Consider the following 16,763-nt stretch of genomic DNA (forward strand, 5'->3'; position numbering starts at 1 on the left):
AATAATTAATTAATACAATTATGGACATTAAAGAGATTCAAAACTTAATCAAATTTGTAGCAAAATCAGGTGCAAGTGAGGTTAAATTAGAAATGGATGACATTAAAATCACCATTAAAACAGGATCAGACGAGGCAACTACAGTACAGTATGCCCCTATGCCAGCAGCACAAATTCCACAAGTAGCAGCGCCAGCTCCGGCAGCAGAAGCAGCACCAGCGGCTCCAGCAGTAGCTACACCAGCAGCACCAGCAGCTGAGGAATCAAAATATATCACAATTAAATCGCCAATCATTGGTACATTCTATAGAAAACCATCTCCAGATAAGCCATTATTTGTAGAGGTGGGTCAAACTATAGCTGAAGGTGATGTACTTTGTATCATTGAAGCGATGAAGCTTTTTAACGAAATCGAATCTGAAGTATCAGGTAAGATTGTTAAGATTTTAGTTGACGATTCTTCTCCGGTAGAATTCGATCAACCGTTATTTTTAGTAGATCCATCTTAATTTGAAGTTTAAAGTTTAAAGTTCAGTAGAACTTATAAACCCTAAACTCTTAAACTCATAAAGATATGTTTAAAAAAATACTGATTGCCAACAGAGGGGAAATAGCACTTCGTGTTATTAGAACCTGTAAAGAAATGGGCATCAAAACGGTTGCAGTATATTCTACAGCCGACGCAGAAAGTTTACACGTAAAGTTTGCTGATGAAGCGGTTTGTATCGGACCTGCTTTAAGTAGCGAATCGTACTTAAAAATGTCTAATATTATAGCGGCTGCTGAAATTACAAATGCAGATGCTATTCACCCAGGATACGGGTTCTTGTCAGAAAACGCTAAGTTTTCTAAAATCTGTGAAGAACACGGTATCAAGTTTATCGGTGCATCTCCAGAGATGATTGATAAAATGGGAGATAAAGCCAATGCGAAAGCTACTATGAAAGCCGCTGGAGTACCATGTGTACCTGGTAGTGATGGCGTTATTAACTCTTATGAAGAGTGTGAAAAAGTAGCGAAAGAGACAGGATTCCCTGTTATGCTTAAAGCTTCTGCCGGTGGTGGAGGTAAAGGTATGCGTGCGGTTTGGAAGAAAGAAGACTTAAAAGCAGCATGGGATTCAGCGCGTCAGGAAAGTAAAGCAGCTTTCGGAAATGACGATATGTACATGGAAAAACTTATTGAAGAGCCAAGACATATCGAAATCCAGATTGTTGGAGATGCAACAGGAAAAGCGTGTCACCTTTCAGAAAGAGACTGTTCAGTACAACGTCGCCACCAAAAATTAACCGAAGAAACACCATCTCCATTCATGACCGATGAGTTAAGAGAGGAAATGGGAGCAGCAGCGGTTAGAGCGGCAGAATACATTAAGTACGAAGGTGCTGGAACGATTGAGTTCTTAGTAGATAAGCACCGTAATTTCTACTTCATGGAAATGAACACACGTATTCAGGTAGAGCACCCAATTACCGAGCAGGTAATTGATTTCGACTTGATTCGTGAGCAAATATTAGTAGCGGCAGGAGTGCCAATTTCTGGTAAAAATTATTTACCAAACTTACACTCTATCGAATGTCGTATTAATGCCGAGGATCCTTATAACGGATTCCGTCCTTCTCCAGGGAAAATTACAGTATTACATGCTCCGGGAGGACACGGTGTGCGATTAGATACTCACGTTTACGCTGGGTATACTATTCCACCAAACTACGATTCTATGATTGCCAAGTTAATTACAACAGCGCAAACCAGAGAAGAAGCCATTAGTAAAATGAAACGTGCTTTAGACGAATTCGTAATCGAAGGTATTAAAACCACGATTCCTTTCCATCGTCAGCTTATGGATAATCCCGATTATGTTGCGGGTAATTATACCACCAAGTTCATGGAAGATTTCGTTATGGAAAAGCCCGTTGAAGAAGAATAAAACAGTAAAAGACTCCGAAAGTAATTTCGGAGTTTTTTTATGGTGTTACTTTTCCTTATTAAAGAAGGAGATGTCTGCTCTATTCGAGAGTTTATATTTTAAATTAATGAACTCATGAATATTAGTATTTCGTAAGTCGCTTTTTAGTTAAAGATAATTGCTCGACGTTTGTGTCGAGGTTTCCGTTAAAATTGTTATTCCTCTGTCAATGGGAATCAAAATAAAAGAGCTCGAACAATGGCGTGATCCTTAACACGAAATCACTATTTTTACTAAAATCAAACCATAAAAAAATAGTGAACCTCTCCTATTGGGAAATAAAATCTTGGCTTTGTAATACCGACTTTACTGTTGTGGGAAGTGGTATTGTAGGTTTAAGTTGTGCTTTGCAATTAAAAGAGCAATTTCCTAAATCAAACATTTTAATTTTAGAGCAAGGATTCTTGCCTCAGGGAGCTAGTACAAAGAACGCGGGGTTTGCGTGTTTTGGTAGTTTAAGTGAGGTTATAGAAGATTTAAAGACACATTCGGAAGAGGAAGTCTTACAGCTTGTAAAAATGCGTGTAGATGGTTTGAATCTTTTAAAGCAAACTTTAGGAGAAACATCTATAGGTTATAAAAATTATGGTGGTTACGAGTTGTTCTTGGAACAAGATGATTTGTATGAATCGTGCTTGACTCAAATGAATTCAATTAACCAGCTGTTAAAACCTGTTTTTAATGCTCCGGTTTACAGTAAAAAATCAAATGTTTTTAAATTTAATAATATTAAAGAATATTATGTATTCAATCCTTTTGAAGGACAAATAGATACAGGTCTTTTGATGGCAAGTTTGCTTAATAAAGTGCAGTCTAAAGGCATTAAAATTATAAACAATTGTGGTGTTGAAAATTTTACCGAAAGTGGAAATTCAGTAAAAATAAAAACCAATTTATTTGAGTTTTCAACTTCAAAACTGTTAATTGCTACCAATGGTTTTGCCTCACAGCTAATTGGTGAAGAGGTTAAACCAGCAAGAGCGCAAGTGCTTATTACCAAACCTATAAAAGACTTACATATTAAAGGCACATTTCATCTAGATAAAGGCTATTATTATTTCAGAAATATAGACAACCGAATTTTGTTTGGTGGCGGACGACATTTAGATTTTAAAGGTGAAGAAACAACAGAATTTGGTGAGACGGAACAAATTCAGAATAGGCTGGAAGAACTATTAAAAACGGTTATTTTGCCTAATACGCCTTTTGAAATTGAACATCGTTGGAGTGGTATTATGGGCGTTGGTGGTCAAAAAAAAGCCATTGTAAAACAATTGTCGAATCAGGTGTTTTGTGGTGTTCGTTTAGGAGGAATGGGAATCGCTATGGGGAGCCTAGTAGGTAAAGAACTTGCCGGTTTGTCTAGCTGTTAATTTCAAAATTAGATTTAATATTACATGAAAAAACTGTTTCGGTTTTTATTTAAAATAGTTGTGTGGTTTGTTATTATCACAGTGGGTTTTGTTGTTTTATTTAAGTGGATTCCCGTACCGGTAACGCCGTTAATGGTGATTCGTTATTTTGAGCAGGATAGTGAACAAAGAACCTTTTGGAAACACGATTGGGTGTCTATAGACGAGATTTCCAAAAACATGCAATTGGCGGTCATTTGTAGTGAAGACCAAAACTTTTTAAACCATAATGGTTTTGATATAGAAGCCATTGAAAAGGCGATAGAATACAACAAAAAAGGCAAACGCGTTAGAGGTGGTAGTACAATTACTCAGCAAACGGCGAAGAATGTGTTTTTATGGCCAGAGCGCAGCTGGTTGCGTAAAGGGTTAGAAACCTATTTTACGGGATTGATAGAGCTTATATGGAGTAAAGAGCGTATTATGGAAGTTTATTTAAACAGTATTGAAATGGGTAGGGGGGTTTATGGAGTAGGGGCTGCTGCTCAATATTGGTTTAAAAAGCCAGCAGCTAAATTAACGCAATATGAAGCTGCAGCAATTGCAGCGGTATTACCAAGTCCACAGCGATATAAGGCTAATCCAGCATCGGCTTATATTCAGGGGAGAAAAGTTTGGATTGTTAAACAAATGCATTTTTATGGTCCTTTTTCCTATGACAAAAAGTAATTTTGAAATCAAAGAGGCGCTTTACAACCAGTGTGAGGTTTTAGTGTCTAAACGTTTAAACGTGGTAAAACAACAAATTGCTCAAATTCAGGAATCGTTAACGTCGGAAACAAAAAGTACGGCAGGCGATAAACATGAAACGGGAAGAGCCATGCTTCAATTAGAACGTGAAAAAGCCGGACAGCAATTAGCAGAAATCAATAAAATTAAGCAGGTGCTTTCTAAGATTGATATTAAAGCTTCAGCCACTAAAGTGAGTTTAGGGAGCATTGTTTTTACTTCTCAAGCTAATTATTTTATAGCAGTTAGCTTAGGTGAGTTAAAAGTTGATAGTGACGTGTTTTATGCCATATCACCAAGTACACCAATAGGTCAATTACTATTGGGTAAAGCTGTACATGATGATATTAACTTTAGAGGAAATGGGTTTACCATTCTTAATATTCTGTAGACTTATTTTAAGACAGATAAATGGATTTCTTCATCAATATTCAAAGCATATTTGTGTTCAAACAGTATAGAATTTCCATTTAAATCGGCTTCTATTAAATACGAAGTTCCTCTGTAATAAGTTTGTTTTACGGTTGCTTTTAAAGTCCCATTTTCACTTACTTGTAATTGGTGTGCGTATACAATACCATGATTTTCAATTTCATTATACTCTCCAAAAAAAGCTGCTATTAATTTGTTTTTCGGATTATTGAATAGGTTTTGCGGGGTGTCTTGAGTTATAATTTTAGCATCATGTAACACAATAATCTCATCTGAAAAAGATAGCACATCATCTTTATCATGGGTCGCAACAATACAAGTAATTTGATGTTCTTTTAAATATTTAAAAAGGCTACGTCTTAGTGATTGTTTTTTAAAGTTATCTATATGGCTAAAGGGCTCATCTAACAATAAAATTTCGGGTTCCTTTGCTATAGCTCTGGCAATGGCTACACGTTGTTTTTGTCCGCCACTTAATTCTTTCACTTTTACATTTGCATAGGGTTCTAATTCTACCACTTTAAGAAGTTCATTAATGCGGTCCTGTTTTTCTTCAGGATAAAAATTAGACAAGAAAGCGCCTATATTTTCAGAAACAGAAATGTAAGGCATTAAGTCGAATTCCTGCGCCACGTATTTCATAAAATCATAGCCTACAACCAAATTATAATCTGGCCCGAGAATTTGATTATCCTTCCAGAAAATTTCACCTTCAGGTAAATCGTAATAGCCGTAAAGTAATTTTAAAAGTGTGCTTTTTCCAGAGCCACTTTCACCAATAATTGAGATGTGTTCTCCCGGTTTTGCGGAAAAAGAAATATTATCTAAAATAGCCTGTTTCTTATAGCGAAACGACAGGTTTTTTATCTGTAACATACTGTAAAAGTAGGTTAAAAAATGTTTGAAAAGAAAGGGTTTGGGGTTTATAATGTGCTTACATCTTCTAAATTTTCTTCAATTGAATTGGGAAGGGTTTTAAAGCCCATATTGTAAAGCGTAAAACCAAAAATATCGGCATATTCGTCTATAGTTTTGCTTACAGGCGTTCCGGCACCATGGCCAGCATTGGTTTCAATACGAATAAGTGTAGGGTTTATTCCTGACTGTTTACATTGTAATTCAGCCGCAAATTTAAAACTGTGGGCAGGCACCACACGATCGTCGCGGTCGCCTGTAGTAATTAAAGTTGCTGGATATTCAACACCCTGTTTTACATTGTGTAATGGCGAATAGTTTTTTAAGTATTGGAACATAGCTTTGTTGTCTTCGGCAGTTCCGTAATCGTAGGCCCATCCCGCACCTGCGGTAAAGGTATGATAACGCAACATGTCTAAAACACCAACGGCAGGTAAAGCTACTTTGGCCAAATCAGGACGCTGAGTTATAACTGCACCAACTAAGAGACCTCCATTAGATCCTCCTCGTAGTGCCAGATATTCAGAAGATGTATATTGATTGTCGATAAGATATTCCGCGGCAGTGATAAAATCATCAAATACATTTTGTTTTTGTAGTTGGGTGCCCGCATCATGCCATGCACGACCGTATTCTCCACCACCACGTAAATTGGGCACAGCTAAAATGCCACCTTGTTCCAGCCAAATAGTGTTTGTAATGCTAAAAGCAGGTGTTAAACTAATATTGAATCCGCCATAGCCATAAAGGATGGTCGGGTTTTTTCCGTCAAGTTTAATATCTTTTTTATAGGTAATGAGCATAGGGACTTTTGTACCATCTTTTGAGGTATAAAAAACCTGTTTACTCTCGTAGTGTTCCGGGTTAAAATCTATAGCAGGCTGCCAATAGGTTTTGGTATTTCCTGTTTCGGGATTCAATTCAAAAATACTAGTAGGTGTTTTATAATTCGTAAAACTAAAATATAATTTAGAGGCTTCTTTTTTACCTGAAAATCCACTGGCTGTGCCTATCCCTGGTAGTTCGATATCTCTAATGTGTTTTCCTGACCAATCGTACTGTTTAACCTGAGAAATGGCGTCAATCATATAATGTGTAAACAAATAGCCACTACCTTTTGTCGGGGTGAGTACGTGCTCTGTTTCAGGAATAAAATCTTCCCAATATTCCGGAGTTGGGTTTGAAGCATCTACTTTTACGATACGTCGGTTTGGCGCATCTAAATTAGTGACTAAAAATAGTGTTGAACCTTCATTATGTATCACAAAAGTATCGCTGTAATCTTCATCTAAAATGGTAATGAAATCGCCGTCAGGAACATTTAAATCTTTAATTAAAAGTTTGTTTCCAGATGTTGATATTCTTGGAATAATAATTAAATATTGGTTGTCTCGAGTGACATGCGCATTGATATAGCGATGCTTTTGCTCTTTTGTTCCACCGTAAATAAGGATATCTTCCTTTTGAGAAGTTCCTAATTTGTGATAGTATACTTTATGTTGGTCAGTTTTTGCTGAAAGTTCACTGCCCTCAGGCTTATCGTAACTTGAATAGTAAAAGCCTTCGTCTTTGTACCAGGAAATAGCGCTGAATTTTATATCTACTAAGGGAGCTTCTAAAATACCTTTAGTTTCAGCATCCAGAATCATGACTTTACGCCAGTCGCTACCACCTTCAGAAATAGAATAGGCTACAAGCTTGCCGCTTTTTGAAAAACTTAATTCGTCTAAAGAAATGGTGCCGTCTTTTGAAAACGTATTCGGATCGAGGAAGATTTCAGGTTGTTCATCTCCCTTTTTTCTGTAAACGACACTTTGGTTTTGTAAACCATTATTTTTTGAGAAATACGTGTAATCCCCCTCGGTATAAGGCGCACCAATTTTTTCGTAATTCCATAAATGCGATAATCTATTTTTTAAAATATTTCGGAACGGAATTTTCTCAAGGTAATCAAAAGTTGTTTTATTTTGTGCTTTTACCCAGGCTTCTGTTTCAGAACTTCTGTCGTCTTCTAACCAACGATACGGATCTTTTACTTCAACATCAAAATAAGTATCTACAACATCAACAGTTTTTGTTTTCGGGTATTTCACTGGCTATAATTCTCGAGGGTTTACTTTGCTAAATATTGAAAAATCGTTTTGAAAAAACAACTAAAAATAACGAAAATACCCTGGTTTACGTTGTTCGTCTTAAAAGTTTATATTTTCGTTTTTAAAACCCTTACTTTATTTTTAATTACAATTGTTTTATGAAATGCCATTATCAAAATGTTTAATATCAATCGATATGTTAATTTGGGCATTTCATCTAACAACTAAATTTCAATAATATATTAGCAGATGAATAAATTCTTATTTGCGTTATTAGTTACAGCCGGTTGGTTATCGGTGTTTGCTCAGGATGAGGTCACTGAAAAGGAAATTGAAAGCCATATTAAATTTTTAACCTTAGAGAAAAATGGCGGACGTTATCCAGGAACAAAGGCCAACAAACGAGTAGTGAAGTACATTATAAAAGATTTTAAATCTTCGGGCATACAGGCTTTCGAAACAGGATATAAGCAACCTTTTGAAGCTAAGTTACGTGTAGCCGAAGGAGAGCCAGAGAAGCCACTGGCGTCTACCTGTAATGTTATTGGTTTTATTGAAGGTAATGATCCTGAATTAAAGAATGAATATATTGTATTGGGTGCCCATTACGATCATTTAGGATTGGGTGGACCATCGTCGAAATCAGATAAAAAGAACGCCATTCATTTTGGTGCTGATGATAATGCCAGCGGTACAGCCGCTTTATTGGAGATATCTGAAAAACTGGCGGCCCATAAAGATGAATTAAAGCGCAGTGTTATTTTTATTGCCTTTGGTGCTGAAGAGCAAGGATTATTAGGAAGTAAATATTTTACAGAACATCCGTTAGTGCCACTCGAAAATATTAAGTTGATGATTAATATGGATATGGTTGGAAGGCTGAATGATAAAAAACAAGTGTATATGGGAGGCGCAGGAACCTTTCCTGGAGGTGTCGATTTTATGAAAGACCTGGGCGTTTCGTTAGGCTTAAATCCGGGAGTGCATGCCGGTAGTGTAGGCGGATCGGATCACGTGTCGTTTTATAAAAAAGGGATTTCTGTTTTAGGAATGCATACCGGCGGACATCCGCAATATCATACTCCTGAAGATACTTTAGAATTCATTAATTTACCGGGAGAGAAAATGGTATGTGAATATATTTTTCAAACCATTTTAAAGAAGGCCTCTTCAGCAGAAGAGCTATATTTTATCAATCAGGATTAAATAAAAAAGCTCCTGTAGAATTACAGGAGCTTAAAATAATTATCTGGTTATACTGTTTGTTATACCAAGTTATTTTCAACTAAGTATTCAGCAATTTGAATGGTATTTGTTGCAGCACCTTTACGTAAGTTATCGGCAACAATCCACATGTTTAATGTATTTGGTTGAGATTCATCGCGTCTTAAACGACCAACAAAAACCTCATCCTTATCGTGTGCTAAAATTGGCATTGGGTAAGTGTTTGTAGCTGTATCATCTTGTAAAACAACACCAGGTGTTTCACTGATTAACTGTCTTACTTCAGCTAAAGTGAAATCGTTTTCAAACTGTACGTTCACAGATTCACTGTGTCCACCAGCCGTAGGAATACGAACGGCAGTTGCCGTTACAGTGAAAGAACTGTCGCCAAAGATTTTTTGAGGTTCTTTAGCTAATTTCATTTCTTCTTTAGTGTAACCATTTTCCATAAATACATCACAGTGTGGTAATGCATTTCTACCAATTGGGTAAGGATACGCCATTTCACCTTCAACACCCGCAATTTCATTTTCTAACTGTTGTACAGCTTTAACACCTGTTCCAGAAACCGACTGATACGTTGATACCACAATACGTTTCATTTTATACGTTTCGTGAAGTTTCGATAAAGCTAATACCATTTGAATGGTAGAACAGTTAGGGTTCGCAATAATTTTATCGTCTTTGGTTAACTCACCAGCGTTAATTTCAGGAACGATTAATTTTTTTGATGGATCCATTCTCCAGGCAGAAGAGTTATCTACTACAGTAGTGCCTGCTTCAGCAAATTTAGGAGCCCATTCTAATGAAGTGTCTCCACCTGCTGAAAAGATAGCGATTTGCGGTTTTGCAGCAACGGCATCAGCTAAACCAATAACGGTTAATTCTTCTCCTTTAAATGCTATTTTCTTTCCTGCAGAACGCTCTGAAGCGACTAATAATAATTCTGTAACAGGGAAGTTACGTTCTTCTAATACTTTTAGCATCACTTCGCCAACCATACCAGTGGCACCAACAACAGCTACTTTCATCTTTTATAATAGTTTAAAATCTTGTACTTAAATTTTTCGAGTGACAAAACTAACTATTAATTCCATTTTAAAAATAAAAAAAAGCCTTAGATTCTTTAAAACCAAGGCTTTTTAACAACAAATAACACTTTGTTATTTATTTAACATATAGTTATTTTTTAAGCAAATCTCTTATTTCTGCTAATAAATCTTCTTGAGATGGACCTTTTGGAGGCTCTGGTGCAGGTTCTTCTTTCTTCTTCATTTTGTTTACGCCTTTTACAATTAAGAACATTACAAAAGCAACAATAATGAAGTCGATAACATTGGTTAGGAATGCTCCCCAAAGTACTGATACTTCACCTTCTATAACGCCATCGGCATTGGCTACACCTTCTGAGATGACCCATTTTAAATCTTTGAAGTCTGCATTGAAGATTAGACCAATTAACGGCGAAACAATACCACCGGTAAATGACGTAACTACTTCTTTAAATGCAGCACCCATTACAAAACCGACAGCAATGTCGACCAGGTTGCCTTTCATGGCAAATTCTTTAAACTCTTTTAACATATGAAGTTATTTTATAGTTAGTGAGTTACTAAAGTAGTTAAAATCTTTAAAAGATGTAAACGATTTATTTCAAAAAAACACGTTTTACACGTTGAGAAACAGAGGTTAACAATTCGTAGGAAATGGTATTTGCAGTTTCGGCAAAATCTTCGGCAGTTGTATTAGCATCAAACAAGATGGCTTCATCCCCTTCTTTACAAGCTATATCGGTAACATTAACCATAATCATATCCATACACACATTACCAACAATAGGGGCTTTTTTACCATTGATAATGGCGTAGCCTTTACCATTGCCGTACTGTCTGCCAATACCGTCGGCGTGACCCAAAGGTAAGGTGGCGGTTCTAACAGGAATTTCACTGGTGAAAGCTCTATTATAGCCTACCGATGACCCTGGCTCAATATTGTGAATTTGAGAAATAACGGTTTTTAAAGTGCTAATAGGCTTAAAGTTTTTATTTTCCTTTTCAGAATTTCCATAGCCGTAAAGTCCGATGCCACTTCTTACCATATCGAAATGCGCCTCCGGGTAATTTAATATTCCAGAGGTGTTACACATATGCATCATGGGTTTAAACCTGATATTTTTTGTTAAGGCTTCAGCAATACGTTTAAACGTGTTAATCTGATTTATGGTAAATTCACGTTCGTTTAAATCTTCACTGGCTGCTAAATGTGAAAAGATAGATGTTAAATGAACAACCTCAGTCGATTTTAAGGTTTCAGCCAAATAATCCACTTGATGTTCAGCAAATCCTAATCGGTTTAATCCGGTGTTAAACTTAACATGTATCGGATAGTTATTATAGTTTAAAGCAGAAGCCACTTCTATAAATTCCTCTAAAATTTTAGGACTGTATAAGTTAGGTTCCAGTTGGTGTTTTATTAATGTTGTAAAGCTCACCGTTTGCGGGTGCAATACCAAAATGGGTTTGGTAATACCGGCTTCACGAAGTTGAACCCCTTCATTGGTATAAGCTACAGCAAAGTAATCGACATTTAAACTTTCCAGGTGTTTGGCAATTTCACAGGCGTCGCTACCGTAGGCAAAAGCTTTTACCACAGCCAAGAATTTGGTGTGTTTTGGTATTCTTGACTTTAAATGATTTAAGTTGTGTTCCAGCGCTTTTAAATCGACTTCTAAAATGGTCTCTTCCGCTTTAGGCATTGTTATCGGTATCTTTGGGTTTGGGAGTAAGTTGTTCAACATCGTTTACCTTAATATTTCGCACTTTATCGCGCATGGTGGCCTTGTAATAAGCGGCACGGCTTAATGGTTCGTACTCATCGGTTTCACCTAAAAGCACCAGACTATCGTTGGTAGATTTTCTATAACTGTATTGGGCTAAATTTCCTGTTCGGGTGCAAACGGCGTGTACTTTGGTAACATATTCGGCAGTAGCCATAAGGTTTGGCATGGGGCCAAAAGGATTGCCTTTAAAGTCCATATCCAGACCAGCCACAATAACACGAACCCCTTTATTGGCTAAATCGTTACAAATACGTACTATTTCATCATCGAAAAACTGTGCTTCATCAATACCTACAACATCGCAGCCGTCGGCAAGAATAGGAATATTTGCAGCCGCAGGAACAGGTGTCGATCGAATTTCATTATCGTCATGTGATACTACCATTTCATCATTGTATCGGGTATCGATGGCCGGTTTAAAAATTTCGACTTTTTGTCTTGCAAACTGGGCACGCTTTAATCGGCGGATAAGTTCTTCGGTTTTACCGGAAAACATTGATCCACAGATCACTTCTATCCATCCAAATTGTTCTTTATGATTTACTGTATTTTCAAGAAACATTTCGTAAATTTAACACTAAAATAAAGCGATTATATGTTTGTATAAAGGTGAACTAAATTTATTAAAAATCAAAAACCTTAATCACATTAATTTTAATATTGTAGCTATGAAGAAGAAACTAGAATCTGAGTTGGTCAGTATTGCACATAGAATTTTAAAACTAAAAGGAAAGGAAGATGTACTTAAAATGCATGCCGAAGCAACACTTCTTCTTGAAAAGCTATCGGTGTTAAAGTTTTCGTATGAACATTTTGATGGTGAAATGCCTGTTATAGGTGAAGATGCTTCTTTTTATGGTGTAATTGATTCGTCTTATAACGATAAGATTAGCGATAATCGCGAAATAGACGATAGGTTATTTGTTAACCTTGATGAAAAGGAAGATGATGGCATTATGGAACCTGCCATTGAAAAGATAAAAAATATGGTGGCATTTATGCCAGATATAGCTCAGGAGCCTAAACAAACAGTAGAGGATATTTTGCCAAAAACAGAATACCATAAAAACGATTTGGAAGATCTTACCGCGGATTATAAAGATATGCCTATTTTTGACCCCGTTCCTAAAGAACAGAATGGTCAATCTAACGATAAGAAATCGTTAAACGATAAGCTTAAAAATGGAGGTTTAGCCATAGGGTTGAACGATAAGTTGGCTTTTATAAAACATCTGTTTGAAGGTAATGGAGCCGATTACGATCGTGTCATTTCACAAATCAATACCATTGGGTCTTTTGCCGAAGCTAAGGAGTTTATTGAAACCATGGTAAAGCCAGACCATCAGGGTTGGGCTAACAAAGAAGAGTATGAGGCACGATTTATGGAGATTATTGAAGGTAAATTTAATTAATGAGTAAACTTTATATAGTACCAACACCCATTGGGAATTTAAAAGACATGACCTTTAGAGCGATTGAAGTTTTAAAGGAGGTCGATTTAATATTAGCCGAAGATACCCGAACCTCGGGAAAATTGCTAAAACACTTCGAAATTTCAACCCACATGCAATCGCATCACATGCATAACGAGCATAAAACTGTTGAAACTATTATCGAGAAATTAAAAAGTGGCACTACGGTGGCTTTAATTAGTGATGCCGGTACACCTGCTATTTCCGACCCCGGATTTTTATTAACCCGTGCCTGTATAGAACACAATATTGACGTGGAATGTTTACCTGGTGCCACAGCCTTTGTTCCTGCTTTGGTGAATTCAGGAATGCCAAACGATAAGTTTGTATTCGAAGGGTTTTTGCCTGTAAAGAAAGGACGTCAGACTCGATTTTTATTGCTTGCCGAAGAAACCCGAACCATGATTTTTTACGAAAGTCCGCATAAACTGGTGAAAACTTTAGGGCATTTTTGTGAGTATTTTGGAGAGGACAGACAGGTGTCTGTATCTCGTGAGCTTACTAAGTTATATGAAGAAACCGTTCGTGGAACCGCAAAAGAGGTCTTAGAGCATTACACCAACAAACCACCAAAAGGTGAAATTGTAGTTGTGGTTGCAGGAAAAGGAAAATAAATTGAATTAAGAATAAAGAAAAATGACATTAGAAACGTTTAAAGCAAAATTACAAAGTACACCTGAAACAGTGGAGTTTAATGATACTATGGCAACCATTGAAGCTAATTTTGAATTTACACCAACCGCATTCAAAAATGGAGAATTGCAAAATGAGGCGGGGCAAAATTCAGGGTCTTGTAAATTATTTGCCTTTGCAAAACATCAAAACTTCACAAAAGAAGAAACCTTAGCATGCTTTGGTAAATTCTATTCTGAAGAGGTATTAAACGATCCAGAAGGTACAGGACACCAAAATATTAGAAACTTTATGAAAACCGGTTTTGAAGGTTTATCTTTTGAAGGTGAGCCTTTAATAGCGAAATAAAAGGGTTTAAAATTTTATATATTTAAAACGCTTTAGTGTCTTCTTAGTGATGCTAAAGCATTTTTTGTTTTAAATGTAAATAGAAGAAAATAGTAGATGAGATTAATAATTTTAATTATAGTTCTTCTGTGTTTTAGTAATAGAACGGTAGGACAAGTCGAAGATTTAGAGACTGATAGTTTATTATTTTGGCGGTCTGAAAGAAAATTGATTTGGGACGACTTTAAGGGCGAGGTTGATGATGAAAATTATATTAGTGCAGGAGCTATAATTAAAGCAGGGATAACTACTGTCCTTGAATATTGGAATGGAGATATTCCTGTATTTCGAATTAATTCCTATATGAAAAAGTTTGATTCTTGGAATAAAATTTCTGACTCTTTATCTCTAGTACATGAACAAGGGCATTTTGATATTTACGAGATTTATGCTAGAAAAATACGTAAAGCATATGATAGTTTAAATAAGCAAAAAGTAAGTGATATAAAAGTTTATGAATCTATTTGTAGGAAATATATGAATAAGTCTAGTGAAATTAATAATTTATATGAAGAATCTAATTTTAGTAAAAGAGTTCAGGTAGAATGGTCAGAAAGAATTTCTAAAGAACTTGAAGAACTCAAAAATTATGAATATGGTTCTAATAACTAATAAATTAAAATCCTCTTAGCGATATTTTTTTAATGCAAGACCTGTTACAAAACATAAAACAATGCACGATTTGTAAAGATGTTTTACCCTTAGGGCCAAGACCGGTTATGGTAGCACACCCAGAGTCTAAAATTGTTATTGTAGGTCAGGCGCCGGGAACCAAAGTACATGAGTCTGGTATTCCTTGGGATGATGCCAGTGGTAAACAATTAAGAAGCTGGTTGGGTGTGACTCCAGAAGTGTTTTATGATGCTAAGAAGTTTGCCATTATACCAATGGGGTTTTGTTATCCTGGAAAAGGAAAAACCGGTGATTTGCCTCCACGACCCGAATGTGCCCCGCAGTGGCATCAACCTGTATTTGATCATTTGAAACAAGTTGAGTTAGTGCTGCTCATTGGTATGTATGCTCAAAATTATTATTTGAAAAATCAAGCCAAGAAAACCTTAACCGAAACGGTAAAAAACTATTGCGAATATCTGCCAAAATATTTACCCTTACCACATCCGTCGCCAAGAAATCGGTTTTGGTTAACCAAAAATCCGTGGTTTGAAGCCGAGGTAGTGCCAGTGCTTCGAGATCATGTTCAGAATATACATTAAAGTTCTCTAAAAAGCATTTGGTATTTCATAATCTCTTGTGGATTCTCTTTAACATTAATACGTTTTAGTTCTTTACCATTTTCGTCTCGTTCAATAATAAAGGCTTCGTCACCTTGTGTCTTCATTTGTATAAATAGTTTTAATGAGCCATCTTCATTATAAAGTTTAGTCGCTTCAAAATTGTCGTAGGTTGATGATATTTGTTCGGAGAAAAGAATGCCATTTTTTAGATGTTGTGTTATTTTTTTACCATCTTCAATAAACATCTGCGCTACCATTTCCCCAATAGTGTTATAGGTTATAGACTCTATAACGTTTCCATTTTTTATTTTAAGTTCAGTTTGAATGTCTCCGTTTTCAAAGTATAAATAAGATTTACCATATTTTACATCGTTTCTGTAGTGGTTTAGGGTTGTTAAGTTACCAGAAGGGGAATAGAGACGTTCTTCTCCGTGGCGTTTACCGTTCTTGTATTCTGTTTTAGAAAATATATTACCATTATTATGGAAAACGATGTTTTCTCCGTTCAGTATGCCTTTTATAGTATTAAATTCTTCCCATTTCGATATTTTATTACCAACAACAAAATAGCCGTCCAGAAACTCATGTGTTTCGCTATTTCTATAGTAGGAAATTCCGTCATAGGCATCAACGTAATAATCACTTCTTCCAATAAGTTTAAAACCAGATTCAGATGGGGTGTTTTTGCAAGCAGTTAATGAGCTAAGAATAAGTAATGTTATTAATCTTAATGTGTAGTATGGTATTTTCATGCTTACGAAGTTACGATGTTTTATACGTGTTTCCCTTGGTTCCAACCGTGTTTTCCTAAATAGTGTGTGCCGCTTTCAATGGCGCCGCTTTCAATGGTTGTGGCCATACTATCATTCCAACGATTTAAATAACCAAAAAGAGAAATAACACCTAACATTTCAACAATTTCACCTTCATTCCAATATTCATATAATCGGGTTTTAATAGAATCGTCTACAGCATTCGGAATTTGTGATGCTGCTAAACTAAAATCTAAAGCCGCCCGTTCGGCTTCACTAAAAGCAGGATGAGTACGGTACTCCCAGATATTATCCAGTTGTTCTTGCTCGGCACCATAGCGTTCGGCAGCCCGAATGGCATGTGCTTGACAATAACTACAACCTGCAGCATTACTGCTAACCCAGGCAATCATCCTTTTTAAAGCCGATGTGACACGTCCTTTATTTGCCATAACCGCTTTATTCAGGTTGATAAACGCCTGGCTTATTTCAGGGCGATGTTGCATCGTTAAAACCGAGTTTGGGCAAAAGCCAAGCGTTTCATTAAAGAACTCAGCCAGTTGTCTGGTTTCCGAATCGTGATTGGCAGATAAAGGCGAAACTAAAGGCATAAATTTATTTTTTAGTAGTATTTTTGATATCTACAAGTAACAAAAAATATTTCACAAACT

At 36.2% G+C, this 16,763-nt stretch carries 19 protein-coding genes; 11 read left to right on the forward strand and 8 right to left on the reverse strand.

Annotated elements, in window-relative coordinates:
* Nucleotides 1-20: 20 nt before the first annotated feature.
* The 5 genes from accB (at nucleotide 21) to RBH94_RS06095 (ending at nucleotide 4,501) form a co-directional block, all read left to right on the forward strand.
* A complete protein-coding gene (gene accB / locus RBH94_RS06075) occupies nucleotides 21-509 on the forward strand; it encodes an acetyl-CoA carboxylase biotin carboxyl carrier protein (protein WP_307882828.1) in 489 nt (162 codons plus the stop codon).
* A gap of 65 nt (nucleotides 510-574) precedes the next feature.
* A complete protein-coding gene (accC, locus tag RBH94_RS06080; RefSeq protein WP_188222585.1) occupies nucleotides 575-1,930 on the forward strand; it encodes an acetyl-CoA carboxylase biotin carboxylase subunit in 1,356 nt (451 codons plus the stop codon).
* A 296-nt stretch (nucleotides 1,931-2,226) separates the two neighbouring features.
* Nucleotides 2,227-3,342, forward strand: coding sequence for an FAD-binding oxidoreductase (locus tag RBH94_RS06085; RefSeq protein WP_307882829.1), 1,116 nt, complete (start codon nucleotides 2,227-2,229; stop codon nucleotides 3,340-3,342).
* 24 nt (nucleotides 3,343-3,366) lie between these two features.
* Complete coding sequence (mtgA, locus tag RBH94_RS06090; protein ID WP_307882830.1) at nucleotides 3,367-4,050, forward strand: monofunctional biosynthetic peptidoglycan transglycosylase; 684 nt, start codon at nucleotides 3,367-3,369, stop codon at nucleotides 4,048-4,050.
* The gene (locus RBH94_RS06095) at nucleotides 4,037-4,501 is read left to right on the forward strand and encodes a 3-oxoacyl-ACP synthase (RefSeq protein WP_307882831.1); all 465 of its coding nucleotides are present in this window, start codon (nucleotides 4,037-4,039) and stop codon (nucleotides 4,499-4,501) included. Before mtgA ends, RBH94_RS06095 begins: the two co-directional genes overlap by 14 nt.
* Before the next feature lie 2 nt (nucleotides 4,502-4,503).
* On the opposite strand, the gene RBH94_RS06100 is transcribed toward RBH94_RS06095, so the two are convergent.
* A complete protein-coding gene (locus tag RBH94_RS06100; RefSeq protein ID WP_307882832.1) occupies nucleotides 4,504-5,418 on the reverse strand; it encodes an ABC transporter ATP-binding protein in 915 nt (304 codons plus the stop codon).
* A gap of 47 nt (nucleotides 5,419-5,465) precedes the next feature.
* Nucleotides 5,466-7,550: a prolyl oligopeptidase family protein gene (locus tag RBH94_RS06105; RefSeq protein ID WP_307882833.1), complete on the reverse strand. Its 2,085-nt coding sequence runs from the start codon at nucleotides 7,548-7,550 to the stop codon at nucleotides 5,466-5,468.
* A gap of 249 nt (nucleotides 7,551-7,799) precedes the next feature.
* Between RBH94_RS06105 and RBH94_RS06110 the strand changes: the two genes are divergently transcribed.
* Complete coding sequence (locus RBH94_RS06110) at nucleotides 7,800-8,756, forward strand: M28 family metallopeptidase (protein ID WP_307882834.1); 957 nt, start codon at nucleotides 7,800-7,802, stop codon at nucleotides 8,754-8,756.
* A 59-nt stretch (nucleotides 8,757-8,815) separates the two neighbouring features.
* Here RBH94_RS06110 and RBH94_RS06115 read toward each other — a convergent pair whose 3' ends face one another.
* From RBH94_RS06115 to RBH94_RS06130, 4 genes are all read right to left on the reverse strand, one after another.
* Nucleotides 8,816-9,805 carry an aspartate-semialdehyde dehydrogenase gene (locus RBH94_RS06115; RefSeq protein ID WP_307882835.1) on the reverse strand — a complete coding sequence of 330 codons (990 nt, stop codon included), beginning with the start codon at nucleotides 9,803-9,805 and terminating at the stop codon, nucleotides 8,816-8,818.
* Nucleotides 9,806-9,956: 151 nt separating this feature from the next.
* Nucleotides 9,957-10,358 (reverse strand): large conductance mechanosensitive channel protein MscL, encoded by a 402-nt coding sequence (mscL, locus tag RBH94_RS06120; protein WP_188222577.1) that lies wholly within the window; start codon nucleotides 10,356-10,358, stop codon nucleotides 9,957-9,959.
* A gap of 64 nt (nucleotides 10,359-10,422) precedes the next feature.
* Nucleotides 10,423-11,529, reverse strand: coding sequence for an alanine racemase (alr, locus tag RBH94_RS06125; RefSeq protein WP_307882836.1), 1,107 nt, complete (start codon nucleotides 11,527-11,529; stop codon nucleotides 10,423-10,425).
* Nucleotides 11,522-12,175, reverse strand: coding sequence for a thymidine kinase (locus RBH94_RS06130; RefSeq protein WP_188222575.1), 654 nt, complete (start codon nucleotides 12,173-12,175; stop codon nucleotides 11,522-11,524). Before RBH94_RS06130 ends, alr begins: the two co-directional genes overlap by 8 nt.
* Before the next feature lie 106 nt (nucleotides 12,176-12,281).
* On the opposite strand from RBH94_RS06130, the gene RBH94_RS06135 reads away from it, so the two are divergent.
* The 5 genes from RBH94_RS06135 to RBH94_RS06155 all read left to right on the forward strand — a co-directional run bounded on the left by RBH94_RS06135 (nucleotide 12,282) and on the right by RBH94_RS06155 (nucleotide 15,319).
* A complete protein-coding gene (locus RBH94_RS06135) occupies nucleotides 12,282-13,025 on the forward strand; it encodes a hypothetical protein (RefSeq protein WP_188222574.1) in 744 nt (247 codons plus the stop codon).
* Complete coding sequence (gene rsmI, locus RBH94_RS06140; protein ID WP_307882837.1) at nucleotides 13,025-13,699, forward strand: 16S rRNA (cytidine(1402)-2'-O)-methyltransferase; 675 nt, start codon at nucleotides 13,025-13,027, stop codon at nucleotides 13,697-13,699. The genes RBH94_RS06135 and rsmI overlap by 1 nt, the downstream gene beginning before the upstream one ends.
* Before the next feature lie 22 nt (nucleotides 13,700-13,721).
* Entirely contained in the window at nucleotides 13,722-14,066 is a 345-nt protein-coding gene (locus RBH94_RS06145; RefSeq protein WP_307882838.1) for a HopJ type III effector protein, read from the forward strand.
* Nucleotides 14,067-14,162: 96 nt separating this feature from the next.
* The gene (locus tag RBH94_RS06150; RefSeq protein WP_307882839.1) at nucleotides 14,163-14,717 is read left to right on the forward strand and encodes a hypothetical protein; all 555 of its coding nucleotides are present in this window, start codon (nucleotides 14,163-14,165) and stop codon (nucleotides 14,715-14,717) included.
* Between the two features lie 32 nt (nucleotides 14,718-14,749).
* On the forward strand, nucleotides 14,750-15,319 hold the full coding sequence (locus RBH94_RS06155; RefSeq protein WP_307882840.1) for a uracil-DNA glycosylase family protein: 570 nt from the start codon (nucleotides 14,750-14,752) through the stop codon (nucleotides 15,317-15,319).
* Here RBH94_RS06155 and RBH94_RS06160 read toward each other — a convergent pair.
* Complete coding sequence (locus RBH94_RS06160) at nucleotides 15,316-16,092, reverse strand: toxin-antitoxin system YwqK family antitoxin (RefSeq protein WP_307882841.1); 777 nt, start codon at nucleotides 16,090-16,092, stop codon at nucleotides 15,316-15,318. The genes RBH94_RS06155 and RBH94_RS06160 overlap by 4 nt on opposite strands.
* A 20-nt stretch (nucleotides 16,093-16,112) precedes the next feature.
* Nucleotides 16,113-16,703, reverse strand: a complete 591-nt coding sequence (locus RBH94_RS06165) for a carboxymuconolactone decarboxylase family protein (RefSeq protein WP_307882842.1) — start codon at nucleotides 16,701-16,703, stop codon at nucleotides 16,113-16,115.
* Nucleotides 16,704-16,763 lie beyond the last annotated feature (60 nt).

It is taken from the genome of Aestuariibaculum sp. YM273, assembly GCF_030908365.1.
Lineage (GTDB): Bacteria > Bacteroidota > Bacteroidia > Flavobacteriales > Flavobacteriaceae > Aestuariibaculum > Aestuariibaculum marinum.